Genomic DNA, 25,065 nt, shown 5'->3' with positions numbered 1-25,065 from the left:
ATTTCCCTTCCCAGCCGCCGCTCAGGGCGCGTAGCTGTTGCAGCCCCAGCGCTGCCAGTTGGCGACGCGGGGACATCTGCTGACCTTGGCGATCCACAAGTCGAACACCCGGGGTTCGCGCAAGCATGCGAGGTAGCCCGCCCCGTGGATCGCGAGCGCCGCGGGCAGCGCCCAGAAGCTCTTGGTGATGAGGAATATCTCCGTCGTCACCGCGGCGTTGATGATAAAGAAGCTGTATGTCACTCCCGCGAACATCTGCGGCCGCGTGAGCGCGCGGTGGACGGGATAGCGCGCGAGGGCCATCACCCCGCCCTCAGCCCACTGCCGCCGACTGGATGCCCGAGACGATCGCGCCGGCGCCGAACAGGATGAACACGCCGATGATGACGGTGGCGCCGAAGCGCCAGTTCATCCGGCCGGTCAGCATCATGAAGCCCACCGCCGCCACCGCCATGACCGCGACCGCGGTGGCCACGTTGCCGAGCAGCGTGCCCTGCAACCAGCCGAGCGCGGCGACGATCGGGCCCGAACCGGCGGGGTCGCGCGCCACCGCCTGGGCTTGGGCCAGGGAAGGGCTGAGCACTGCCCAGGCAGCGGCGAGAACGGCGGAAATTCCGCGAAACCCGCGGCGCGAAATTTGAGTGTGTCGAATCACCATGCCCTCCATATGAGCGCCCACTGCGCCACGCTGATGACAAGTGTGTGACGAGGCCGTGGCCAAATTTACATACTTGTTGCAGCTCAATGGATTCATTGCAAGTTTACGACAAAAGAGAAGGCGCCGGACAATGCCGACGCCTTCCACTCCCCGAAAGCACAGTAATTCTTATAATGTGGCGCGACCGGAAGGGTGGCGGAACAGGACCGCGCGGGCACCGGCGCCGGGTCGGAAACCCGCGTCGGCGGACTCAGCGCGAGGCCTGGGCGTTCGCGGCCAGCAGGCTCTTGAGCGCGGTGCGCGCGGCCAGGCGCGAATCCATCCAGGTGCCGTTGGCGAGTTGCAGGTCGTAGCGGTCGCGACTGGAAATCGCCGCGCGGTAGGCTGCGATCGCCTTGTCGGTCTTGCCGGCGGCGGCATAGGCGGCGCCCAGGTTTATCAGCGCGGCCGGATCGTTCGACTGCGCGGCACCGCTTGCCTCCAGCTTGCGCAGCGCAGCGTCGGAGCGGCCAGCCGCAAGCTCTTCGTAAGCGACATCGGGCGCCTTTGCCGTGCCGGGCGGCTCTGCCGCGAGCGAGAAGGCCGACTGGCCCAAGAGGGCGGCGGTGATGAGGACGGTAAGGGACATGGCGCTCTCCGACTTATAGGTATCGATTGCAGGCATCGTCCGCCCTGCCACACGATTCCGCAACAAAATGACGCAAATGTCATAAAACTGCAATTTTACTGTGAACGCGGCCAGCACCGCCGAGTCGCGGCCCGCCCGGCGGCAGCGAGGGAAAGGATGTCATACTATTGTCGTATAAGTGAATATTACTGTCACCGTAGCGCCAACAAACTGTCACCCCCCCAGCCTAGACGCCCCAGATAGCGAAGGCGGAGTCGCCGCCTCGTTCGACCTGAACACGGGGGAATCAACGTGAGAAATTTCCATGGAATGCTGCTTGTCGGCTGCAGCTCGCTGGCGCTTGTCGGCTGCGGCCCGAGCGACATCGCTTCGCCCGGCACCGGCGGTGACGTAATCATCCAGCCCACACCCACTCCGACTCCGACGGCAACCCCGACGCCGACGCCGACCGTCACCCCCGCCTCCGGCTGCCCCACGATCTCCGACCCGCAAGGCCTGACCGACGCCGGCACCATCAGCGGCCCGACCGGCACCTGGCGCGTGTGCAGCCTGCCCAGCGTGATCCGCCAGTCTTCGACCCTGCCGAAGCTCACCGGCCTGGTCTATCAGATGAACGGCCGCGTCGACGTCGGCTGCGACGGCGGCTTTTCCGCCCCGACCACAGCGGCGCCGCTCACGGATCCCGCAAGCTTGACAGTTGGCTGTACGGCAACCTCGCTGACCGCCGACACCAATGTCACCCTGACGATCGAGCCGGGCGTGATCCTTTTCGGCGGTACGGGACAGTCCTGGCTTGCCGTCAATCGTGGCAACAAGATCAACGCGGTAGGTACCGCCACAAAGCCGATCATCTTCACCAGCCGCGACAACATCCTGGGCCTCAACGGCGAAACCTCGCAAGGCCAGTGGGGCGGCGTCGTGCTGATGGGCCGTGCCCCGGTTACCGACTGCACAGCCGGCACCGTCGCGGGCGGCACTTGTGAACGCCAGACCGAAGGTTCGCCCAACCCGGCGCGCTTCGGCGGCGCGGACGCCGCGTATAACGCTGGCGTCATGAAGTACGTCCAGATCCGTTACTCGGGTTTCATCCTGGGCTCGAACGTGGAATTGCAGTCGCTCACCGGTGAAGGCGTGGGCACCGGCACCACGATTGACCACATCCAGAGCTACAACAGCTCGGACGACGGTTCGGAATGGTTCGGCGGCAGCCCGAACATGAAGTACTACATCTCGGTCGGCGCCGACGACGACAGCCTCGATGTCGATACCGGCGCGCAGATGAACGTTCAGTATGCCCTGCTGATGCAGCGTTCGGGCGCCGGCGACGCGCTGATGGAAATCGACAGCAACGGCAAAGAGAGCGAGACGCCGCGCACGAAGCTGGCGGTAGCCAACTTTACCGCGTTGCAGCCCGCGACCAGCAGCAACAACGAAGGCGCGGATCTGGCTTCCGTCCTGCTGCGCGGCAATTCGGATACCACCTGGGTCAATGGCCTGATCGTCACGCCGAACAACGAATGTGTTCGCATGAACTTCTCTGGAACGGACGCTCAGAAAGCGACGCTCAAAGCGTTCTCGGTCGCGATGCAGTGTAACTCGGGCAAGTATCTTGCCAGCGGCAACACGACGGACACAGCTTCCATCGCGGACGTGTTCTCCGCCAACAACAACAACGCTTCATTCATCAGCACGCTGACCAGCACTTTCGTCAACGGCACCAACGAGAGCGGCTTCACCGCCGCTGATCCAAAGTCCGTGTCGTCCTTCTTCGATACCACCACCTGGATCGGCGCGGTGCGCAACTCCAGCGACACCTGGTATGCCGGCTGGACCTGCAACAGCTCGACCGCCGATTTCGGCTCGGGCAATTCGGGTGACTGCACCTCGCTGCCGATCACCTGAGACCGGGCTGCCTGGCTCAACGCGGGGGCAGCCGCAATGGCTGCCCCCGTCCTTGCATTTGGAACTAGGGGAATTCCGATGTCCTTGACGTCGCGGCTCGCCGGCACTCTCTTGATAACGTCGGCCATCGTTTCGCCAAGCCTGGCGTTCGCGCAGAGCGAACCTGGGCCTGCCACCGACCCGGCCCCGGCCGATACGCCGCCGGCCGGGGAAGAGCCGGCCGAACCCGCCCAGCCCGATATCTCGGTGCCCGGCGGTGGCGACATCATCGTAACCGGCTCGCGCAGCCGCAACGTCGTCAAATCGTCGGACCAGGTTGTCTCGGTGCTGACCACCGCGGAAATCGCGCGCACCGGCGAAGGCAATATCGCCGGCGCGCTCGGCCGCGTCACCGGTCTCAGCGTCGTCGGTTCGGGCTACGTCTACGTGCGCGGCCTGGGCGACCGCTATTCGCTGGCCTTGCTCAACGGTTCGCCGCTGCCCAGCCCCGAACCGCTGCGCCGCGTCGTTCCGCTCGACATCTTCCCGAGCGGCGTGATCGCATCCTCGCTGGTCCAGAAGAGCTATTCGGTCAACTTTCCCGGCGAGTTCGGCGGCGGCGTCATCAACCTTACCACCAAGGCGGTCCCGACCGAATCGTTCCTGACCATCGGCGGCGGCTTCCAGGTCGATTCCGAAACCACCGGCGAATTCGGCTACAGCTACTTCGGCGCCCAAAGCGATTGGACCGGTTTCGACAACGGCAGCCGCGACGTTCCTCCGGCACTGCAGGCATTCTACGACAGCGGCGCCTCGATGAATTCGGGTACGGTCGATACCCGCGCGATCGGCGCGCAGCTCGTCCGCTTCAGCCGCGCGACGCTGCAGAAGGTCCGCGACCTGCCGGTGAACTATTCGACATCGATCACGGCCGGCACTTCGTTCGACCTGGGCGGTGCCGATCTCGGCGTGATTGCCGCGGCCGGATTCAGCAACAAGTGGACGAACCGACAGGCCCGCCAGCAGACCTCGTTCAGCGACGATCTTTCGACCCTGCAAACGGATTTCAATCGCATCACCACCGACAATCGCATTGTCGCCAACGGCCTGCTGGGCCTGGGCCTGGAATTTGGGCAGAACAAGATCCGCTGGACCAACCTTTATATCCGCGACACCATCAAGCAGGGCCGCCTCGGCGTCGGCCAGCGCAACCAGACCACTGTCGACTACATGCAGCAGAGCACTGCCTGGTATGAGCGCCAGCTGATCGACACGCAGTTCGTCGGCGAATTCAAGCTGGCCCCGGGCCTTTCAGTCGATCTGCGCGGCGGCTATGCCAATTCGCAACGCGAGGCGCCTTACGAAACGTTCTTCGAATATGTGCGCACCAATACGACGGCGGATCCATATGGCCAGCTCTTCGTCAATCGCCTGAATGGCAACAATGGCGAGGCGAGCGTCACCTTCTCCGATCTCAACGAGGATCTGTGGTCGGCCGGGGTCGATGTGAGCTACGCGGTTACATCCTCGATCCTGGCGACGGTCGGCGGCGCTTTCAGCGACACCAACCGCGTCAGCTCGCGCCGCCAGTTCCTGTTCCGTGCTTCCAGTACTTTCCCAACCGAGGCCAGCGTGCTCCGGCCGGACCTGCTGCTGTCGCCCGGGCTGGTCATCGGGACCACCAGCGGCGGCACGACCGTGGGCGGCATCGACCTGATCGAGCCGGACGAAGCGACCCCGGCGTTTCAGGGCAAGCTGCGCAATTGGGCAGGCTACGCCAAGGCCAACGTGCAGTTCACCGACGCCTTGAGCCTCGACGCCGGTGTTCGCTTCGAAAAGGCCAGGCAGGCGGTCGCTGCCGTGCAAGTCTTCACCACGCCGCCGAACTACACGCCGACGCCCGCGCTGCGCAAGGAATACTGGCTGCCCGCGGCCACGCTGACCTGGCAGATTCAGCCGGATCTGCAATTCCGCCTGAGCGGTTCCAAGACGATCGCCCGCCCGCAGTTTCGCGAGCTGATCTACCAGCCGTTCTTCGATCCGGACAGCAATCGCCAGTACCTGGGCAATCCGTTGCTCACCGACAGCCAGCTCTACAACGCTGAGACTCGTCTCGAATGGTACTTCGCGCCCGAGCAGCGCCTGTCGATCGCCGGCTTCTACAAGAAGATCGACAAGCCGATCGAGGCCTTCATCACGCTGCTTTCGGACAATCTCGTCACCAGCTACGCCAATGCGCCGGAAGCGCAGCTCTACGGCGCCGAGATCGAAGCGACGAAGTACTTCGACTTGTCCGATGCCGGTGGCTGGTTGACCGACCGCCGCGCCGTGATCGTCGCCAACTATACCTACAGCAAGTCCAAGCTGAAAGTTTCGGCAGGTGACAGCGTGGCGGTCTATGCGGCATCGTCCAGCATTGCGACCGACTACTTTCGCGACGGCGAGCCGCTCACCGGCCAATCGGACCATCTGGCGAATCTGCAGCTCGGCCTGGAGAACACCGAACGTCTCTCGCAGCAGACCCTGCTCGTCAGCTTCGCCAGTGAGCGCGTGGTCAGCCGCGGCCTCAACGGCTCGGTGGCGCAGCCCGACATCATCGAGAAGCCTGGCATCCAGCTCGATTTCGTCGCGCGCGAGGGCGCCGATTTCCTCGGCCAGGAGGTTGAGCTGAAATTCGAGGCGCGCAACCTGCTGGGCACGCGCCACCGCGAGTACCAGACCAGCGGCGACAACACCGTCGAGTTCAACACTTATGACGTCGGCACGGTCATCTCGTTCTCCGCGCAATTGAATTTCTGAACTATTTCCTCACCGGGAGGTCCCTGCCTTCCCGACGGCACCTCAACGGCCCGGTCGCAGCGATGCGGCCGGGCCTTTTTTCTCTTTCCAGGGGCCGTCTCCTTGCCTAGGACGGTCATTGTCATCTGGGGAGTAGTCGTCCGCCTTTTCTTCCGGCGGAACCTGTCGTCAACACACTCGGCCGAGAGGCCGTGGCGCACAGGAGGGCGGGCAACCGTTCGGGCGAGACCAATGGCGCTTGCGGTTCCGCTCGGCCGGGCGGGTTCCGCGCGCGCTGTTGTGCCTTCGCTCCGCCCGGCCTGGAGAATTCGCTTGGAAGCCCTGTTCACCTCCACCGTCGTGGTCGCGCTGGCCGAGATCGGCGACAAGACGCAGCTGCTGGCGATCGTCCTGGCGACGCGCTTCAAACGCCCCTGGCCGATCGTCGCGGGGATTCTCGTGGCAACCCTGGCCAACCACTTCCTTGCCGCGCTGGTCGGGGAGCAGGCGGCTTCGTTCCTCGATGGGCGGTGGTTTCGCTACCTCGTGGCCGCCAGTTTCATCGTGATGGCCGGATGGACGCTGATCCCCGACAGCATCGAGGAAGACGAAGGGAGCCGGCCGAGCCGCTTCGGCCCCTTCCTGGCGACCACGATCGCCTTCTTCCTGGTGGAGATGGGGGACAAGACCCAGCTGGCGACGATCGCGCTGGGCGCCCGGTTTCAAAGCGTGGTGCCGGTCATGGCCGGCACCACGCTGGGCATGATGATCGCCAACGTACCCGCTGTGTTCCTCGGCCACGAGATCATCAAGCGCGTGCCGCTGGGAGTGGTGCGGGTGATCGCGGCGCTGCTGTTCCTGGCGATCGGCCTGTGGCTGCTGGCGCGGACGGCGGGCTGGATCTGAAATCGGCCGGTCGGCCGGGCGGGCGCCTCCGCCCGGCCTACAGGAGGTGAGGCCAGGCCGCGGTCAGGGCCAGGCCGAGGCTGGCGGCGACGATCCCGCCGGCCAGGATCCGGCTGCCGTGCAGCCGCGTCCACAGCAGAAAGCCGGTCAGGCTCATCGCCACCAGCGCCCCGGCGATGGTATCGAGGAACAGTACCCACAGGACGCCGAGGCCGGTGCCCTTGTGCAGGTTCTTCAGGACGCCGAGCAGGTTTTCCGCGTCCTGCCGGACCGAGACGCTGCGCGAGCCCGGCGTGTATTCCACGGTGACCCTGCCGTTGGGCTGGGAGAACGCCAGCTCCCACTTCTCGGCCTCCTGCCGTTCCCGGCCGAGGAAGCTCTTGCGCCCCTTTGGCGCGTCTTCCCCGCCGCCCTTGCGGCGCGGCGGGCGGGCTTCGGCGGTGAGGCCGAATTCCTTTGCCGCCCAGCGCCCAAGCGCATCGCGATCGGGCAGGAGCGTCGGGTTCACGGCAATATCCATCGCGCTAACTTCCACGGGTTCGCCGGTGTCCAGCTTCATGATCGAGCGATGATTGAGCAGGATGCCGGACAGGCCGAGCATGAAGAACAGGATCGCCCCCCAGAAACCGGTCCAGGCGTGAATGCGCCGCAGCCAGCGGACGAAGGCCACGCGCTGCCATTTGACCGGGACGAACAGCAGGCCCGACTGGTTGAAACGAAAAGCCATTTACAGTTCGGCCCATTTCCTGAGAAGGTTGTGATAGGTGGAAGTAATGCCCAGCACCGCTGGATGGCCGTCCCCCAGTTCGGCGCGGACCAGCGTGATCGAACGATCGAAGTTGTAGAGCAGCGCGCGGGTGGCATCGTCGCGGACCATCGACTGGCTCCAGAAGAACGCGGCCCAGCGGCTTCCGCGCGTCACCGGTTCCACCCGGTGCAGGCTGTCGGCGGGGTAGAGCGCGAGGTCGCCGGCGGCGAATTTCACCCGCTGCTCGCCATAGCTGTCCTCGATCACCAGTTCGCCGCCGTCGTATTCGTCGGGCTCGCTGAGGAACAGGGTGGAGGACACGTCCGTGCGTATGCGCTGGCGCGCGCTGGCGACGTAGCGGATCGCGTTGTCGACATGGGCGGTGAAGCCCATGCCTTCGTCATAGCGGTTGAACAGCGGCGGAAACACGCGCAGCGGCAGCGCGGCGGCGTTGAACGTCACGTTCGTGCCAAGCGCCTTGAGAATGATCTGACCCAGCGCCTGCGCCTGCGGTGCATCTTCCGGGACTTGCAGGTTGTGCTTGGCGATCGCCGACTGCACCCCGGCCGTGACGCGCCCGTCGACCCAGGCGGTCTCGGTCAGTACCTTGCGGCAATGGGCCAGCTCCTCGGGCGAGAGCAGGCCGGGAATGCGGATCAGCATGGCGAAGTCCTTCGGGAAAGCGGTGGAGGACCGGCCGGCCATGCGGCCGGTCCCCCGGTCTTCTGCCCGGGCGCGGGATCAGAAGGCAACACCCAGCGTCGCCACGAAGGTGCGGCCTGCGGCGGGCAGCACCCGGCCGCCGTTCACCTGGGCATAATAGAGCTTGTCGGTCAGGTTATAGCCGTTGAGCGCGATGCGGTAATTACCAAAATCGTAACCCAGCAAGGCATCGAACACGACATAAGACGGCGCCACCTGGGTGTTGAGGTTGTTGAGATAGACCTTGGACTGGTAGTTGAGTCCGCCGCCAACCTCCAGGCCGGCCAGGGAACCGTCCACCGGTTTCCAGGTTGCCCAGGCCGACGCCGCGTGCTTGGGAACATAGCGGACCTGGTTGCCGACGCTGTCTTCCACCACGTTGCTTGAGAAGGATTCGCGGATTTCCGCATCGACATAGGAATAGTTGGCCGTCAGCAGCAGTTCCTTGCTGACAGCGCCGCTCAGGCCCAGTTCGAAGCCGCGAAGCCGCTGCTTGGGCTCCGACGACGCAAAGAGATTGCCGCTGGAGTCGGTCTCTTTCGCGTTGTCCCGGTTGATCTGGTACACGGCTGTTTGAACCAGCAGCTTGTTGTGAAACAGCCCGAATTTGGCGCCGATATCGAAAGTCTCGGTCTTTTCCGGGTCGAGGTCGGCCGTACTGATGGTGCCATTGGTGGCCAGCGCGGACAGTGCGTCGCCATTGCCGATGGAATTGCCCGGCGGGACGGCCGCCTTGCTGTAGCTTACATAGAAGCTCGCATCGTCGGACGGTTCCCAAATCGCGGAAACCTTGGGATTCCAAAGATTGTGCACGGACTTGCGCGTGAAATCGCAGTCAATGGCGGTGGTGCTGCCCACGCCGTTGCACGTCAGGACGGCGTAGCTGGTCTGGTCCTGCCGATTGACGAAATGCTGGAAGCGAAGCCCGGCATCCACCGAGAATTCGGGCGTGAACCAAAGCCGCTCGTCGATGAAGAAGGAGATGTCGGTGCCGCGCGTGTCGCGGATGTTGTTGAGCGTCGCCGACAGGGCGGGCGACGGATCGTGCGCCGGATCGAACAGGTCCTTGGCCGCGCGAGTCGCCGCGTAGTTGAACTGGGTCCGGTCATTGGTCTGGTAGGAGAAGTCGATCCCCAGCACCAGTTCGTTGCGCATGCCGCCGATGGGCTTGGTGATGAGCGCGGTCGAGACGTTCTGGATGCCCTTGGTGGTCTGGTCATAGGGGCCGGGACCACCCATGGTGGCGACCGGAACAGTCGCGGTATTGCCGTCGATCAGCAGATTGCCGCAGGTCGCGGCCGGGCAGGAGGCTACGGTCTGCCGGAAATAGCGCTTGTAAACACCCAGTTTCGTATCGCTGGTGAAACTCAGCCAGTCATTTGCCTGGTGCCGCAACTTCGCGGTCACGGTGTGGACGTTGACCCTGTCGGTATCTGCTGTGTAGCCGTAGAAATTGGAACGCGGCACGCCAAGCTCGGTGACCGGAAGCTCAATGTCGTCCGTCGGCGTGGTAACCGCCACCGGCACGCCATAGTCCGGCACCCGGGTTTCTTCCTGATGGAAGTAGACCAGGGTCAGGCTGGTGCGCTGGCCGATCCCGATGCCGACGGCGGGCGCGAAGCCCCAGCGCCTCGATTCGACCAGATCGCGGTCGGCCGAGTCATTCTGGTGAGCCATGAAATTGAGGCGAACGCCGATACTGTCGGTGAGCGCCTTGTTCGCATCCACGGTGACGCGGCCGTAATTCGCCGAACCCGCCGATCCGTTCATGCTGAAGAAATCGGTGGTGGCGGGCGCCTTCGAGGTGGTGTTGATCGCGCCGCCCGACACGCCCCGGCCCAAGGCCGTGGAGGAGGAGCCTTTCAGGACTTCAACCGATTCATAGTTGAAGCTGTCACGCGTGAACGCGCCGAAATCGCGCAGGCCGTCCGTAAAAATGTCGTTCTTCGCCGACTGGCCGCGAATGAAGAACTGGTCGCCGTTGACGACCCCGCCCTCACCGATCTGCGTGGTGACGCCGGCCACGTTGCGCAGCGCCTGCTCAAGCGAAATCACCTGGCGATCGCGCAGCGTCTCGGTGGTAATGACGTTGACCATCTGCGGTACGTCGATGATCGGGCCGCGCACCACCGGAAGGTCGATTTCCTCGTGCTGGCCCTTGACCAGGATGGCATCCTGGTCCGCCCGATCGGCCTCGCCGGTATCCTCCGCGGCGAAGGCGGGCCCGGCCATCAGCATGGCGGCGGCTAGCGAGACAGGAACTGCACGGACAGACGTGAACAATGAATTGGACATTTAGCTGGTTCCCCCCATTTGGTGGGCGGACCGCTATTGCGAATCGATCGCACTGTCAACGCTAATGACATTCGTTCGCATTTCTTTGAATGAGGTCCCCAAGACGCCCGGATATGGCGCCGCACGGCGACGCCCGCAGGCCGCTTTCAAGGCCGTGCCGGACGCGGTGGCGATGGGGAACGGCACCGCGTGTATGGCGCCGATCTCGCGGCGTCATTGCGCCATATCAACAAAACGCGGTTGTCTCGCCCGAAGTGGGAATCGGGTTCAGCCCCGCAGCAGCGCGGGCAGCTTACCCGACATTCCCCGGGCCTCGTCCATGAAGAAGCGCTTCAGGGCCGGCAGGCGCTGCACCGCGCCCATGCCCAGGCGGCGCGCGGCGCTGGGCAGGCGGCCGGGAACGCCGAACAGGCGGGTCAGGCCGTCGGTAACGGACATGACCATGAAGGCATCGAGGCTGCGCCACTTCTCGTAGCGGGCGAGCAGCTGCGCGTCGCCCGGCTCCAGGCCGAGCCGCATGCCCTCGGCCAGGACCTCGACCAGCGCGCCAACGTCGCGCAGGCCCAGATTGAGGCCCTGTCCGGCGATCGGATGCATGCCATGCGCGGCATCGCCGATCACCGCGAGACGCTGGCCGACGACCTTGCCGGCGTGGTGGAAGCGCAAGGGATAGCTCATGCGCGGCGCCGCGAGCGAGATCGCGCCGAGCACCCCGTGCATGCGCCCGGCAACCTCGTTGACGAACATCGCGTCGTTCATGGCGATCACCCCGGCGGCGTCCTTCTCCGCCACGGTCCAGACCAGCGCGCTGCGGTGGCGGCCTTCGGCATCGTCGAGCAGGGGCAGCAGCGCGAAGGGGCCGGCGGGGTAGAAGATTTCCCAGGCCGTGTTTTCGTGCGGCTTGTCATGAAACAGCGCCGTCACCATCGCGCGGTGCTGGTAGTCCCACTTGGCGAGCGCGAAGCCGGCCTCGTCGCGGGTGGGCGACTGGCGGCCTTCCGCCGCGACCAGCAGCGAGGCGCGCAGTACGTGCCCGTCCGCCAGTTCCACCTCGACGCTGTGCGGGCCGCGATCGCGGCGCACCGCCTCGGTCCCGACATGCCAGGCGATGTTCGGTTCGCCGCGCGCGGCATCGAACAGCGCGATGCGCAAGTCGCGGTTGGCGAACATGCGCCCGAGCGAACCCCCGAGCAATTCCCCGCCAGGCTTGGGTGTGAAATCGATTCGGCCCGGCTTCATCCCGTCGGTCACGGCGATCGAATCGATCGGGCAGCCGAGCGGCGCGAGGCTTTCGGCGATGCCGATGTTGCGGAACAGGTTCCAGCTCGCGGTCGAGATCGCCGAGGCGCGTCCGTCCGCGCCCTCGGCGACGAGGTCCGCCGGGTCGGCACGGTCGATCACGTGACTGGTGATCCCGGCCCGGGCGGCGGCGAGTGCCAGCGTCATGCCGACGAGGCCGCCGCCCAGGATAGTCAGGTCGCGGGTCTCGCCCGCGGGCTTCGCATTGGTATCCGAGTCGCTCATCGCGCGCAGGTATCGGCCCGCGAACCGTCGATGTCGAGACACCTGCCGTCCCATGTTCCCACTGGCTCGGGCAGCCCGATGTGCGCGGCCAGGGTCGGCGCGATGTCGACGGTCTCGACCGGCTGCGGCTGCTCCTCGTGCGTCAGCCCCTTGCGCCAGAACAGCATCGGCACGCGCCGGTCATAGTCCCAGGGGCTGCCGTGGGTGGCGGTATAGCCGGGAACCGGCTTGGTGCCGGGCACGACCGCACGCCCGGTCATCATCAGCACCTGGCCCGAATGCGCGGGATTGAACGAAGCGGCGACGCGCTCGATCATCGTCCAGTCCTGCGGGTTGCCGCGCGGAACCCTGACCTTGGCCAGTTCGTCGGCGGTGTAGACCGCCGCGACTTGCGGATTGGCCTTGAGCCGGGCGACAAGCGCGGCGATCACTTTCCTGCGCTGCTTGCCGCTCAGCCCGTCGGCCAGCCAGATGTCGCCCGAACCACCCGCGCCGTAGAGCAGCGGGCCGGACTTCGCGGTGATCCCGGTCTCGCTGGAAACCGCCTCGGACAGCGCCGCGCTGGTGAGCGCCGGGTCGAGCCGCGAGGCATCGGGCACGCCATGCTCCCGAAGCCGCTCGGGCGCGTCGATGCCGCCGTGATCGGCGCTCAGCACGACGAGATAATCGATCCCGCGCGCATCGAGCGCGTCGAGCAGGGTGCCGATGGTCCGGTCGAGCTGCGCCATCTGGATGCACATCTCCACGCCTTCGGTGCCATAGGCATGGCCGACCTTGTCGGTCGCCGAGTAGCTGACCGAAAGCACGTCGGTGACATTGTCCTTGCCCATCCCGGTCTCGTCCACCAGGCGCACGGCCATGTCGGTGGTGGCGGCATCCATGCGCGGGCTCGCGGCGAAGCCCTTGAAGTCGCCGGCCTTGAGCGGGAACCTGTAAGTGCCGATCGAAAAGTCTCCGAGCGGCAGCGCCCGGTCGAGCGAGGCGCACCAGTCCGGCATCGGCAACGCGCCCGCGCCCTGGCCGATGGCATCGGCCAGGGCCGCGTTCTCCGCCTGGGCGGCGGGCGAAAGCGCGCGGTCCGCGAAGCTGGTGAAGCCCTTGCCCTTGAACCAGTACGCGGCGTCGGCGGTATGGCCGCTCATCATAACCACCGCGCGATCCTTGGCCGAGACGGCGACGTTGAGCGCGGCCGGGTTCTTCCGCTTCATCAGGTCCCCCAGGGTCGGCGCCTTGAGGTGTCCGGACGAGACCACGGGTTCTTCCGAAGTGCTCTGTGGGTTGGTCTCGTCTTCGGCGCAGTAGACCTGCTTGTCCTTGCGGCCGATGCCGGGAGCGAACCAGTTGTTGGCGATGATCCCGGTGCGCGCCGGGTGCACCCCGGTGAGCAGCGTGGAGTGGCCGGGGCAAGTCTCGGTCGCGGCGTGCGACTGGAAGCCGGAAGGGAACACCGCGCCGGTCAACAGCCGTGCGAAACCATGCGAGAAATGCTCCCGGTACTGGGCGAAGAGATCGGCGGAAAACTGGTCGACCGAAATGGCGACGATCAGCCGGGGCGGCCGCGCGGGCGCTTCGGCCGGGGCCGGGCTGGCGGCGGGTGCCGGATCGGCAAGGGACGGCAGGGGTGAAAGGGCGGCGGAGAGGGCGATCAGCGGGAGGACGACCGAACGGAGAACGGAGCGCATCGGGGGGAGGTTCCTTGAAATGTCGGATCAATGCGGGCAGATGCGTCGATGAACGGATTGCGCAACCGGCGCAAGGGCCGCCCAACGCACGGAAGCCTGATGATCTCGCGCCGTTATTGCCTGTCCATGGCATTCCTGTGTCACGTCCTGATACTTCTGGGCCTGGTCGGCACTGCCCGTGCGGAGCCCAATCATATCGCCGCGCAGCTGATCGCCGGCCCAGCGGCGGCGCCGGGCGCGGAAACACAGCTCGCGATCCGCATGACGCCGGCGCCGGGCTGGCACGGCTATTGGGTGAATCCCGGCGACGCGGGGCTCGGCATGCAGCTCGACTGGTCCCTGCCCAAGGGCGCGAAAACGGGCGAGCCGCGCTATCCGGTGCCCCAGACCCTGCTCGTTCAGGGCCTGATGAACCACGTCTATGAAAGCGAATACGCGGTCCTCGTCCCTTTCAGCATGCCCGCCGATGCCGCGCCCGGAAGCCGTCTGCCGGTGCGGGTGAAAGCGCAGTGGCTGGCCTGCACCGACCAGATCTGCGTGCCTGAAAGCGCACGGCTCGCTGCGGAAGTGGCCATCACTTCCGCCCGCACCGACCAGGCTCCGCCGCCCGCCGATTTCGGCGAATGGGGCCGCCGCCTCCCCGCCCCGCTCGACAGACCAGCCGCGATGGCGCTCGGCGACCGGGACCTGCGCCTCGCGATCCCGCTGCCGGCCTCGGTGGAGCTGGTTTCTCCGCATGTCTTCATCCGCGAGGACAAGCTGGTCGACTATGCCGCGCCGCAGCTCTTCGCGCGCAAGGGAGACCTGCTGCTGGTGACGATCCCGCGCGCCAGGTTCGAGCCGCGCGGCGGCGATGCGGTCAGCGGCGTGCTCAAGCTCGACGAAGCCGGCAACGGCGTTTCCTTCGCGGGCAGGCCCGGCAAAGTGCCGGAGGGCGGCGTGCCGGTGTTCAGCGGCGAGGCCCCGAAGCTGCCCGCCCTGCCGTGGCTGCTGCTGGCCGCGCTGGCGGGCGGTCTGCTGCTCAACGTCATGCCCTGCGTCTTCCCGATCCTCAGCCTGAAGGCGCTCAGCCTGGCCCGGGCCGGCGAAAGCGAGGCGCACGCGCGGATCGAAGGGCTGGCCTACGCGGCCGGCGTGATCGCCGCCTGCCTGGCGCTGGGCGCGCTGCTGCTGGCGCTGCGGGCGGGGGGCGAGCAGGTCGGCTGGGCGTTCCAGTTGCAGGAGCCGCTGGTCGTCGTCGCGCTGCTGCTGCTGGCGGCGGCGATCACCGCGAACCTGCTGGGGCTGTTCGAATTCGCCGTGCCCGGCTTTGTCGGCACGGGTTCGCCGCGCAGCTATACCCAGGGCGCTTTCGCCACCGGGCTGCTGGCCGCCTTCGTCGCCACCCCCTGCACGGGGCCGTTCATGGCCTCCGCCATGGGCGCGGCGCTGCTGCTGCCAGTCCTGCCCGCGCTGCTGCTGTTCGCGGCACTGGGGGTGGGTATCGCCCTGCCGTTCCTGGCCGTGGCTTTCGTGCCCGCGCTGAGGACGCGGCTGCCCCGGCCGGGCGCCTGGATGGTGCAATTCCGCCGCTGGATGGCGCTGCCGATGGCGCTGACGGTGGCGGCGCTGGCCTGGCTGGCCTGGAAGGTGGGCGGCGCCGGTTTCGCCGCCCTCACGCTTGTCAGCGCCGGCATGGTGGTGGCTGCCCTCGCGTGGCTGGGCTGGCGGCAGCGCCGGGGCCAGACCGCCGCCGTGCCGGCGTTCGCCGCTGTGATGTTCGCTCTCACCGGACCGCTGCTGCTCCCTCAGCCAGCGCCGCCGCCCTCGCGGATCGAATCCATCCTCGATGCGAGACCTTTCGGCGAGGAGGTGCTGGCCGAGGCGCGCCGCAGCGGCAGGCCGGTGTTCGTCTACATGACCGCCGACTGGTGCCTGACCTGCAAAGTCAACGAGGGCGTCGCCATCGAGCGCACGGAGACCAAGGCGGCCTTCGACAAGGCCGGCGTGATCGTCCTGCGCGGGGACTGGACTCGCCGCGATCCCGGGATCACCCGCTATCTCACCGCCCAGGGCGCGGCCGGGGTGCCGCTCTACGTCTGGTACGATCGCAGCGGCAGGGCCGAGCAACTGCCGCAAGTGCTGACACCGGCCCTGCTGGCCGGAAAGGCCGGCGGCTGATCGGGTACATTACCTATTACCAATACATCTGATTAAGGCATAACGAGGCTACTGATCGAAGCCGTCCGGTCCCTGGGATTCTACCACATGCTGCTCGACATCGAACGCCCCCGCATCGAAGCACCGAACGTGCAGCGTCACCACGAAAATACCCTGCCGGAATGGCTCGCGATCAGGGCAACCGCGGAATTGCCCGACGAGGATGACCGGCACATCGCCCTCGGCCTGGCCATCGCCGTGGTATCCTCGCTGGTGTTCTGGGTGGGTTTGGCCATCCTGCTATTCGGCGTGCTCTAACTGAACCAAGGAACACGCGATCCGAACCCGGATCCGCTGACCCAGAGCCTGTCGAAGGGTGTCGATCCAGCGCTTCCGGCGCTGCGCCCCAGTGATCTTCTACCAAGTCTCTTGAAGCGAGACTCGTCTCCCCCCCCCCCCCCCCCCCCCCCCCCCCCCCTCGTCGCCCGCGCGGCGGCGAAGCCGCCGAACCAATCCAGGGCAGTTACCGTCCTGGCCGACACTCTGGATTGCCGCGCCGCCTACGGCGGCTCGCAATGATGAAGGCAAGGAGAGCAAGAGTCCCGATCGATAAGCTTGGGTATTTGACAAGCCGGGGACGACCGGAAGTTCAGGCCACGATCTTGAGCCGCTTCTTCTGGTGCTGGCGTATCCAGTCCTCAAGCACCGGCGCGATGCGGGTGCGCCACTTGCTGCCGTTGAAGATGCCGTAGTGGCCGACGCTTTCGGCAAGGAAGTACTTCTTGCGGCTGTCCGGCAGGTTGTGCGCAAGGTGCAGCGCGGCCCTGGTCTGGCCGATTCCCGAGATGTCGTCCTTCTCACCCTCAACGGCGAGCAGCGCGGTGTCGCGGATGCCGCCCAGGTCGATTACCTCGCCACGGTGGACGAATTCGCCCTTTGGCAGCGAATGGCGCTGGAACACGTGCTCGACCGTCTGGAGATAGAAGTCGGCGGTCATGTCGCATACCGAGCGATATTCGTCGTAGAACGCCTTGGTCGCCGCCGCGCTCTCGCCGTCGCCTTCGACCAGGTGCTTGAACATCCCGAAGTGGCTTATCATGTGGCTGCCCAGGTTCATCGCCATGAATCCGGCCAGCTGCAGGAAACCGGGATAGACCTTGCGACCGGCACCCGGGTAGGTCATCGGCACGGTGGCGACGACGTTGTGCTCGAACCACGAAAGCGGCTGCTGCATGGCGACGTCGTTGACGCTGGTGGGCGCCTCGCGGGTGTCGATCGGCCCGCCCATCATCGTCAGCGTGGCGGGGCGGCACGGATGCTCGTGCTGGCCCATCACCGCCGCGGCGGCGAAGGAGGGGACCGAGGGCTGGCACACCGCCAGCATGTGGGTGCCGGGGCCGATGTGCTCGAGAAAGCCGATCACATAGTCGATATAGTCGTCCAGGTCGAAGCGGCCGGCGCTTGCCGGGACCATCTTGGCGTCGGCCCAGTCGGTAATGTAGACCACGCAGCTTTCGAGCATGCGCGCCACGGTGCCGCGCAGCAGGGTGGCGTAGTGGCCGCTCATCGGCGCGACGATCAGCAGTTTCGGCGCATCGGCGGGCAGGCCTTCGTGATCGAAGCGCAGGAGATTGCCGAAGGCGCGGCGCAGCACGATCGATTCGGTGACGTTGTGGGCCTTGCCGCCGACTTCGATCCGCTCGATGCCGAATTCCGGCTTGCCGCGCGGCATGGCGGCATGCGCGAAGACGTCAAGGGCCGAGGCCATGACCGGGCCGAATCCCAGATATCCGATGGGAAGCGCTGGATTCGACAGCATTTCGGAAGTGACGGAAGCCCATGCCGCGGCACCGCTGAGCATGGTGCGCTGCAGTTCATACGCGTTGTAGAGCAAGATACTTCTCCTGGCGCGGCCCCATGGCCGCGCGAACCTGATATTCCACTTGGGGGCTAACCACTCTTTGTGCAATGCGGCAATACCGAATCTCCCTCATGCTCCCTCGCATGGCGAGCCCCGGGGCGGGCATGGGTCTTCCCCTTGGCTCGCGGAGACTGTAAGGGCGCGCGCATGGACGCCAACCAGGGCACGGCCACCGCGCCGGATCGCGAAACCAGCACGACACAGCCCGCCGCGCCGCGCGGCGGCAGGAGCCTCGGGTCCTTGCGCATGGTGTGGCAGCGGGCGCTGCACTATCCCACGCATGCGGCGATAGCGGGCCTGGCGCTGCTCACCACTTCGGCGGCGACGTCCTACATTCCCAGCCGGTTCAAGCAGATCATCGACAAGGGCTTCGGCCCGGAATCGCAGATAACGGAGATCAATCACGCCTTCCTGGCGATGCTGGCGGTGATCGCCGTACTCGGGCTTGGCACGGCGGTGCGGTTCTACTTCGTCTCGTGGCTGGGCGAACGCGTGGTCGGGGACATCCGCCGCGACGTCCAGGCCAACCTGCTGCGCATGCCGCCCAGCTTTTTCGAGCAGAACAGCCCGGCGGAGATTTCCTCGCGCATGACATCCGATACCGCGCTGATCGAGATGGTGGCCGGAACCACCGTGTCGATCGCCTTGCGCAATGCGCTGATCGCCATCATGAGCACCAGCTACCTGTTCTACCTGGCGCCGCGCCTGACGGCGGAACTGCTGCTGGTGATCCCGGTGGTGGTGGTGCCAATCGTGCTGATGGGGCGGCTGCTGCGCAAGGCCTCGCGCAGCAGCCAGGACCGTGTCGCCGATGTCGGCACGATGATTACCGAAGTCCTGGGTGCGATGAAGATCGTTCAGGCCTTCAACCAGGAACGGCGCGAGGCGGAGCGTTTCCAGGCGGCGGTCGAGCGTACCTTCACCGCCGCCAAGCGCCGCATCCGGCTCCGCTCGGTCATGACCGCGATCATCATGGTCCTGGTGTTCGGCTCGCTCACCCTGCTGATGTGGCAGGGCGCCATCGATGTCGCCACTGGCAGGATCAGCAGCGGCACGATCGCCGCCTTCGTGCTGTCCGGCGCGGTTGTCGCCAGCTCGTTCGGCTCGCTGAGCGAGGTCTACGGAGACCTCGTGCGGGCCGCCGGCGCGGCCAGCCGGCTGGACGAGCTGCTGCATGAGCGCCCGGCGATCTCCGCGCCCGACCGCCCGCTGGCGCTGCCGCTGCCGGCGCGCGGCAAGCTCGCCTTCGAACGCGTGACCTTCCGCTATCCCTCGCGCCCCGAACTGGCGGCGCTGCATGATTTCAGCCTGACCGTGGAGCCGGGCGAGACGGTGGCGATCGTCGGCCCCTCGGGCGCCGGCAAGTCCACGCTGTTCCAGCTCGCGGAGCGCTTCTACGATCCCCAGAGCGGCGTCATCAAGGTTGACGGGGTGCCCTTGACATCGGCCGATCCCGCGGAGATTCGCCAGCGTATCGCCCTGGTGCCGCAGGACGGCGTGCTGTTCGCCGCCTCGGCGCGCGACAACTTGCGCTATGGCAACTGGCAGGCGGACGACGCCGCGGTCTGGGAAGCGGCGCGCGCGGCCAATGCCGAGGGCTTCCTGCGTGCGCTGCCGCAAGGGCTCGACACTTTTCTTGGCGAGGGCGGGGCGCGCCTTTCGGGCGGCCAGCGCCAGCGCATCGCGATCGCCCGCGCGCTGCTGCGCGACGCGCCGATCCTGCTGCTGGACGAGGCGACCAGCGCGCTCGACGCTGAAAGCGAGCGGCTGGTGCAGGATGCGCTCGAACGGCTCATGGCGAACCGCACCACCCTGGTGATCGCGCACCGCCTGGCCACCGTGCGCAAGGCCGATCGCATCGTCGTGATGGATGGCGGGCGCATCGTCGAACAGGGCACGCACGAGAGCCTTTCGGGCGCGGGCGGCCTCTATGCGCGGCTGGCCTCGTTGCAGTTCGACGAACCGCTGATTCCGCTCGGCTAACGACATTTTGAGGCTGGCGTTGCGCGGCTGGGCAATTATGTTGCGCGGTTATGATCGGTCCGTCGCGGCCGGTCCCTTGATTCTCCCGAAGAAGGGTCATGCATGCGCAATTTCCTGGGCCGTGCCCTAGCCGCGTCGGTGGGCGTTTCCGCCATTGTCTTCTCGCTTTCGGCCGTCCCGGCTTTCGCCGACGCGCCATCCCCGGCTCCTGCCCCGGCATTGGACTGGGGCCGCTTCGGCATCCAGACCCAATGGATGGAGGCCGCGATCAAGCCCGGCGACGACTTCGACGGATATGTCAACGGCAAGTGGAACGCCTCGGTCGAACTGCCGGCCGATCGCACGCGTGCCGGCGCGTTCATCGATCTGCGCGACTTGTCCGAAGAGCGCCTCCACACGATCCTGGACGGCCTGCTCGCCGCCAGTCCCGCCCCGGGCACGGACGACGCGCGGGTCGCGGCCGCCTACAAGGCCTTCATCGATACCGACGCGATCGACAAGGCGGGCCTGGCGCCGGCGCGGCCCTATCTCGACCGTATATTCGCGGCGAAGAATGCGGACGATATCGTCCGGCTGTTCGGCGCCCCCGGCTTCGCTTCGCCAGTCACCTTGTGGGTCGACGCGGATCCCAAGCAGAGCGACATCTACGCGCTGCATGCCAATATCGGCGGGCTGGGCCTGCCCGATCGGGACTATTACCTCAAGAACGACCAGCGTTCCCAGGATATCCGCGCGAAGTACCTGGGCTACCTGGGCTTCCTGCTCGGCAAGGCGGGCTACGCCGATCCCGCGGGCGCTGCGAAGGCGGTGCTTTCGCTCGAAACGCGAATCGCCCAGGTCGACTGGGACCGCGCCGGCGCACGCGACCGCGATCTTACCTACAACAGGCTGTCGATCGCGGAGTTCGAGGCGCTCGGCTCGCCCGGGTTGGTGAAGAGCCTGCTCGAAGCCACCGGCGCCGCGAAGGCCGAATACGTGATCGTCGGCGAGATGCCGCCCACGCCGGAAGAACTCAAGGCGGCGAACATCGATGCCGCCAAGGCGGGCGCTTTGTTCGGTGCCGGCATGCCGGCGATCGCCAAGCTGCTCGATACGGTGCCGGTGGCGACCTGGCAGGCCTATCTCGCGGCGCATTTCCTGGGCGATCACGCCGCTGTCCTGCCGAGCGACATCGACGCGGCTTCCTTTGATTTCAACGGCCGGACGCTGACGGGCCAGCCCCAGCAGCGCGCCCGCTGGAAACGCGGCATCGGCGCGGTGGAGAACCAGGCGGGCGAACTGCTGGGCAGGATCTATGCCGAGAAGTTCTATCCGCCCGAGCAGAAGGCGGCGATGGAAGCGCTCGTCGCCAACTTGCGCAAGGCGATGGCCGCGAACCTCCAGGACCTCAAGTGGATGGGTGCCGATACCCGCAAGGCGGCCCAGGCCAAGCTGGACGCCTTCACCCCCAAGATCGGCGCGCCGGACAAGTTCAAGGAATACGAAGGCCTCGCCTTCTCTCCCACCGATCCGCTCGGCAATGCGGTCGGTGCCGGGGAATGGCAGGCGAACTTCGACATGAACCGTATAGGCAAGCCGGTCGACCGGGCCGAGTGGGGCATGCTGCCCGAGACGGTCAACGCCTATTACAACTCGACGATGAACGAGATCGTCTTCCCGGCGGCGATCCTGCAGCCGCCGTTCTTCAACCTTTCGGCGGACCCGGCGGTCAACTATGGCGCGATCGGCGCGGTGATCGGCCACGAGATGGGCCACGGCTTCGACGATCAGGGTGCCAAGTCCGACGGCAGCGGCAATCTGCGCGACTGGTGGACCTCCGCCGACAAGGCGGCGTTCCAGAAGCTGCAAAGCAAGCTGGAGGCGCAATACGACGCCTTTTGCCCGTTCGACGAAGGCAAGACCTGCGTCAACGGCAAGCTGACCATGGGCGAGAACATCGGCGATCTGGGTGGCCTCAGCCTTGCCTACCGCGCCTACAGGCTCTCGCTGAACGGCAAGGAGGCCCCGGTGATCGACGGGTTCACGGGCGACCAGCGTTTCTTCATGGCCTGGGCGCAAGTCTGGCGCAGCAAGGTGCGCGAGGAGCAGGCCCGCCAGTTCCTGGTGACCGACCCGCACTCGCCGCCGCAATACCGGATCAACGGCATCGTCCGCAATTTCGCCGAGTGGTACAAGGCCTTCGACGTCAAGCCGGGCGACAAGCTCTACCTGCCGCCCGAGCAACGCGTGCGGATTTGGTGAAATCGCGGATTTGGCCTTTCCGGCCTACAAATTTCGCACCGCAGCATGTGTCGGCTTGACTTGTCCGGCGGGTGCGGCATGACCTGCCGCCGATGGACCTGACATTCACCGCGATCCTCCTCGGCATTGTCGAGGGTCTCACCGAGTTCCTTCCGGTCTCCTCGACCGGGCACCTCATCCTTGCCACTGTCCTGTTCGGGTTCAACGCCGATCAGTGGGCGACGTTCAACATCGTCATCCAGCTAGGCGCGATCCTGGCGGTGATCGTGCAGTTCTGGCGCACGTTCTGGGCGGTGGGCATGGGGCTGTTCAGGCTCAATCCCGTCTCGATCCGATTCGTGCGCAACGTGCTGCTGGCGTTCCTGCCCTCCGCCGTGCTCGGCTTCGCGCTCAGGCACCAGATCGAAGCCCTGCTGGGCCAGCCTTCGGTCGTCGCGTGGGCGCTAATCGCGGGCGGAATCGCTATTCTCGCGATCGAGAAAGTGGCCAGGCCGGGTCCGCTGACGGGGGTTGCGGAACTTCCCGTGTCCCAGTGCATCGGCGTTGGCCTTGCACAGTGCCTGGCCATGGTGCCCGGCGTCAGCCGTTCGGGCGCGACGATCATGGGCGCGCTCGCCATGGGGGTGGAACGACGCACCGCCGCTGAATTCAGCTTCTTCCTGGCAGTGCCGACGATGATGGGCGCCACCACGCTGGAGCTGTGGGGCGCGCGCCATCAGCTTGCCGCCGGCCTGGGCCCGGTGGGCTGGAACCAGATCGCGATCGGCTTCGTGGTTTCGTTCGTCGTCGCGCTGGTCGTCATCAAGGCGTTCATGGCCTTCGTCAGCCGCTCCGGCTTCGCGCCCTTCGCGTGGTATCGCATTGTTGTGGGCGTGGCGGCGCTGTTCCTGCTCTCGCGGGTCTGAGACGGCCGCTCGGGATGGGCAAGGGGCACTCCGAAACCTTGGGGCACAAGGCATACGAGGCCCTGCTCGAACCCATGCAGGAGGAGCTTGCCGGCATGGCCCGCTGGGCCAAGACCACCGGCGCGCGCATTCTGGTGCTGTTCGAAGGGCGCGACACCGCCGGCAAGGGCGGGGTCATCAATGCGATTTCGGGGCGCCTCAATCCGCGCCAGTGCCACACCATCGCGCTTTCCGCGCCAAGCGAGCGCGAGCAGGGCCAGTGGTATTTCCAGCGCTACGTGCCCCATCTTCCCGCCGCCGGCGAGATCGTGCTGTTCGACCGCTCGTGGTACAACCGCGCCGGGGTGGAGAAGGTCATGGGGTTCGCCACCCCGGCACAGGTCGACGCCTTCCTGCGCCATGTGCCGGTATTCGAGAAGCTGCTGACCGACGATGGCATCCTGCTCTTCAAGTACTGGCTGACCTGCGACCAGGCGGAGCAGGAGGAACGCCTGCATGAACGCCTGGAAGACCCGCTCAAGCGCTGGAAGCTCTCACCCATCGATTTCGCCGCGCGCGAGAAATACGGGCAATACACCAAGGCGCGCGAGGCGATGCTGGAAGCCACCCATACCAAGCACGCGCCCTGGGCCCTTGTCGACTTCAACGATCAGCGGCGCGGCCGCCTCACCCTGATTCGCGACCTGCTCGACCATCTTCCCGATACCCGTTGCGATGCCCCCGATCTGGATATGCCGCCGCTGGAGGAAAAGCCGAAGAAGGAGAAATTCGGCATTCTCGAGCCGATCAAACCCTTCAAGCCGGACTGAGCGCCTCCCATCCGCTTGACTTTCACGCGGCCCTGACGCATGGGCCGCAGCCTTGAAGGGCGGCGCATTGTTGCCGCCCGAAGTTTTTCAACGGACACGCCGGCCTGCCAGGGCGGCTTGAAACGAGAGATTACAGGAAACCGCCATGGCGAAGCCCGCAACTGTCAAGATCCGTCTGGTCTCGACCGCCGACACCGGATTTTTCTACGTCACCAAGAAGAATCCCCGGAACACGACCGAGAAGATGAACTTCCGCAAGTACGACCCCGTCGTGCGCAAGCATGTCGAGTTCAAGGAAGCCAAGATCAAGTAAGGGTTCACGGTCGGTTCAAGGCGGTGTACCCATCAGGGAAGCCATGAACCCGATCCAGAAGACCTTTCGTTCTTGCGTTGGCGCGGCCGCTTTGGCCGCGCTTTGCGTTCCTGCCCTCCTTCCTGCCGCACCGGCGCGCGCTGCCGCATCGGCAGCCGACGCGGCGCAGCTCGACCAGGCGGTTGCCGCGCTGCGCGCGATTTCGACCATGAAGGCCGATTTCGTCCAGACCGATCGCAACGGCCAGGTCCTGCGAGGGACACTCACGCTCAAGCGCCCGGGCCGGATCCGCTTCCAGTACGAAAAGAGCGCGCGGATGCTGATCGTGGGTGACGGCAAGGCGCTGACCCTGATCGACTATGCGGTCAACCAGGTGCAGCGCTGGCCGATCAGCAACAGCCCGCTGGGCGCGCTGCTCGATCCGCGCCGCGACGTCGCCCGGTACGGCAAGGCCATGCCCACCGGCAATCCCAATGTCATCAGCGTGGAAGTGCGCGATACCGCGCATCCCGAGTACGGCGTGATTACGCTGATCTTCACGCGCAAGGCTTCCGCGCCGGGCGGGCTTGAGCTCAGTTACTGGGTCGCGCTCGATTCGCAGAACCAGCGCACCACCATCGCGCTGTCCAACCAGCGCTATGGTGCACCGGTGAGCGACAACGATTTCCGCTGGAACGATCCGCGTCCCCGGACTCACCGATAGGACTCGTCGACAGGGGGCAACGGTCCGCCGCAGATCGTGCTCGCCAAGCGACAAACTGCGACAATTTCCTGAATTCCGTTCACTTGCCAGCAAGGCAATCGGTCCTAGATTGAACTGGTCAGTACGGCTTGAGGCGGGTTTCCCCCCTGTTGCCCACGCCTCCTGAACCGGCCGTACTGCCAATAGCGTGACGAACGCTTACAGGAACCCTCGAGCCTCTGCCCCCGGCTCGAGGGTTTTCTGTTTTTC

The 25,065-nt window shown here is 66.0% G+C and carries 20 protein-coding genes and 1 riboswitch; of the genes, 11 read left to right on the top strand and 9 right to left on the bottom strand.

Annotated features, from left to right (window positions below):
• Positions 1-21: 21 nt before the first annotated feature.
• The 3 genes from BM052_RS04770 to BM052_RS04760 form a co-directional block, all read right to left on the bottom strand.
• On the bottom strand, positions 22-303 hold the full coding sequence (locus BM052_RS04770; protein WP_091143786.1) for a VirB3 family type IV secretion system protein: 282 nt from the start codon (positions 301-303) through the stop codon (positions 22-24).
• 10 nt (positions 304-313) lie between these two features.
• Entirely contained in the window at positions 314-658 is a 345-nt protein-coding gene (locus BM052_RS04765; RefSeq protein WP_177198319.1) for a TrbC/VirB2 family protein, read from the bottom strand.
• 250 nt (positions 659-908) lie between these two features.
• Entirely contained in the window at positions 909-1,286 is a 378-nt protein-coding gene (locus tag BM052_RS04760; RefSeq protein ID WP_091143972.1) for a hypothetical protein, read from the bottom strand.
• A gap of 309 nt (positions 1,287-1,595) precedes the next feature.
• Here BM052_RS04760 and BM052_RS04755 point away from each other — a divergent pair, with 309 nt between their 5' ends.
• The 3 genes from BM052_RS04755 to BM052_RS04745 all read left to right on the top strand — a co-directional run bounded on the left by BM052_RS04755 (position 1,596) and on the right by BM052_RS04745 (position 6,851).
• Positions 1,596-3,188 carry a hypothetical protein gene (locus tag BM052_RS04755; RefSeq protein ID WP_369821493.1) on the top strand — a complete coding sequence of 531 codons (1,593 nt, stop codon included), beginning with the start codon at positions 1,596-1,598 and terminating at the stop codon, positions 3,186-3,188.
• 78 nt (positions 3,189-3,266) lie between these two features.
• A complete protein-coding gene (locus tag BM052_RS04750) occupies positions 3,267-5,966 on the top strand; it encodes a TonB-dependent receptor domain-containing protein (protein WP_091143781.1) in 2,700 nt (899 codons plus the stop codon).
• A gap of 114 nt (positions 5,967-6,080) precedes the next feature.
• Positions 6,081-6,262, top strand: a riboswitch (yybP-ykoY riboswitch).
• Between the two features lie 16 nt (positions 6,263-6,278).
• A complete protein-coding gene (locus BM052_RS04745) occupies positions 6,279-6,851 on the top strand; it encodes a TMEM165/GDT1 family protein (protein ID WP_091143969.1) in 573 nt (190 codons plus the stop codon).
• Between the two features lie 37 nt (positions 6,852-6,888).
• On the opposite strand, the gene BM052_RS04740 is transcribed toward BM052_RS04745, so the two are convergent.
• From BM052_RS04740 to BM052_RS04720, 5 genes are all read right to left on the bottom strand, one after another.
• A complete protein-coding gene (locus tag BM052_RS04740) occupies positions 6,889-7,578 on the bottom strand; it encodes a PepSY-associated TM helix domain-containing protein (protein ID WP_091143779.1) in 690 nt (229 codons plus the stop codon).
• Positions 7,579-8,262, bottom strand: a complete 684-nt coding sequence (locus BM052_RS04735; RefSeq protein WP_091143968.1) for a Fe2+-dependent dioxygenase — start codon at positions 8,260-8,262, stop codon at positions 7,579-7,581. It lies immediately after the preceding gene.
• Positions 8,263-8,340: 78 nt separating this feature from the next.
• Positions 8,341-10,596: a TonB-dependent receptor gene (locus BM052_RS04730; RefSeq protein ID WP_091143776.1), complete on the bottom strand. Its 2,256-nt coding sequence runs from the start codon at positions 10,594-10,596 to the stop codon at positions 8,341-8,343.
• 267 nt (positions 10,597-10,863) lie between these two features.
• A complete protein-coding gene (locus BM052_RS04725) occupies positions 10,864-12,120 on the bottom strand; it encodes an FAD-dependent monooxygenase (RefSeq protein ID WP_091143775.1) in 1,257 nt (418 codons plus the stop codon).
• Complete coding sequence (locus BM052_RS04720; RefSeq protein ID WP_091143773.1) at positions 12,117-13,802, bottom strand: alkaline phosphatase family protein; 1,686 nt, start codon at positions 13,800-13,802, stop codon at positions 12,117-12,119. Before BM052_RS04720 ends, BM052_RS04725 begins: the two co-directional genes overlap by 4 nt.
• Before the next feature lie 99 nt (positions 13,803-13,901).
• Here BM052_RS04720 and BM052_RS04715 point away from each other — a divergent pair, with 99 nt between their 5' ends.
• Positions 13,902-15,962 carry a protein-disulfide reductase DsbD family protein gene (locus BM052_RS04715; RefSeq protein WP_091143965.1) on the top strand — a complete coding sequence of 687 codons (2,061 nt, stop codon included), beginning with the start codon at positions 13,902-13,904 and terminating at the stop codon, positions 15,960-15,962.
• 87 nt (positions 15,963-16,049) lie between these two features.
• Positions 16,050-16,259: a hypothetical protein gene (locus tag BM052_RS04710; protein ID WP_091143770.1), complete on the top strand. Its 210-nt coding sequence runs from the start codon at positions 16,050-16,052 to the stop codon at positions 16,257-16,259.
• 331 nt (positions 16,260-16,590) lie between these two features.
• On the opposite strand, the gene BM052_RS04705 is transcribed toward BM052_RS04710, so the two are convergent.
• Positions 16,591-17,835 carry a polyhydroxyalkanoate depolymerase gene (locus BM052_RS04705; RefSeq protein WP_091143769.1) on the bottom strand — a complete coding sequence of 415 codons (1,245 nt, stop codon included), beginning with the start codon at positions 17,833-17,835 and terminating at the stop codon, positions 16,591-16,593.
• Positions 17,836-18,009: 174 nt separating this feature from the next.
• Between BM052_RS04705 and BM052_RS04700 the strand changes: the two genes are divergently transcribed.
• The 6 genes from BM052_RS04700 (at position 18,010) to BM052_RS04675 (ending at position 24,816) form a co-directional block, all read left to right on the top strand.
• Complete coding sequence (locus BM052_RS04700) at positions 18,010-19,845, top strand: ABC transporter transmembrane domain-containing protein (protein ID WP_091143766.1); 1,836 nt, start codon at positions 18,010-18,012, stop codon at positions 19,843-19,845.
• 102 nt (positions 19,846-19,947) lie between these two features.
• Entirely contained in the window at positions 19,948-22,086 is a 2,139-nt protein-coding gene (locus BM052_RS04695) for a M13 family metallopeptidase (RefSeq protein WP_091143763.1), read from the top strand.
• A 92-nt stretch (positions 22,087-22,178) separates the two neighbouring features.
• Positions 22,179-22,991, top strand: coding sequence for an undecaprenyl-diphosphate phosphatase (locus BM052_RS04690; protein ID WP_091143762.1), 813 nt, complete (start codon positions 22,179-22,181; stop codon positions 22,989-22,991).
• 14 nt (positions 22,992-23,005) lie between these two features.
• Complete coding sequence (gene ppk2 / locus BM052_RS04685; RefSeq protein WP_091143759.1) at positions 23,006-23,800, top strand: polyphosphate kinase 2; 795 nt, start codon at positions 23,006-23,008, stop codon at positions 23,798-23,800.
• Between the two features lie 145 nt (positions 23,801-23,945).
• Positions 23,946-24,113, top strand: a complete 168-nt coding sequence (gene rpmG / locus BM052_RS04680) for a 50S ribosomal protein L33 (protein ID WP_039391223.1) — start codon at positions 23,946-23,948, stop codon at positions 24,111-24,113.
• A gap of 43 nt (positions 24,114-24,156) precedes the next feature.
• On the top strand, positions 24,157-24,816 hold the full coding sequence (locus BM052_RS04675) for a LolA family protein (RefSeq protein WP_091143758.1): 660 nt from the start codon (positions 24,157-24,159) through the stop codon (positions 24,814-24,816).
• The last annotated feature ends 249 nt before the right edge of the window (positions 24,817-25,065 follow it).

This window comes from Novosphingobium sp. CF614, from assembly GCF_900113255.1.
Lineage (GTDB): Bacteria > Pseudomonadota > Alphaproteobacteria > Sphingomonadales > Sphingomonadaceae > Novosphingobium.
The sequence above is the reverse complement of the archived record's forward strand: the minus strand, read 5'-3'. Positions and strand labels throughout refer to the sequence as shown.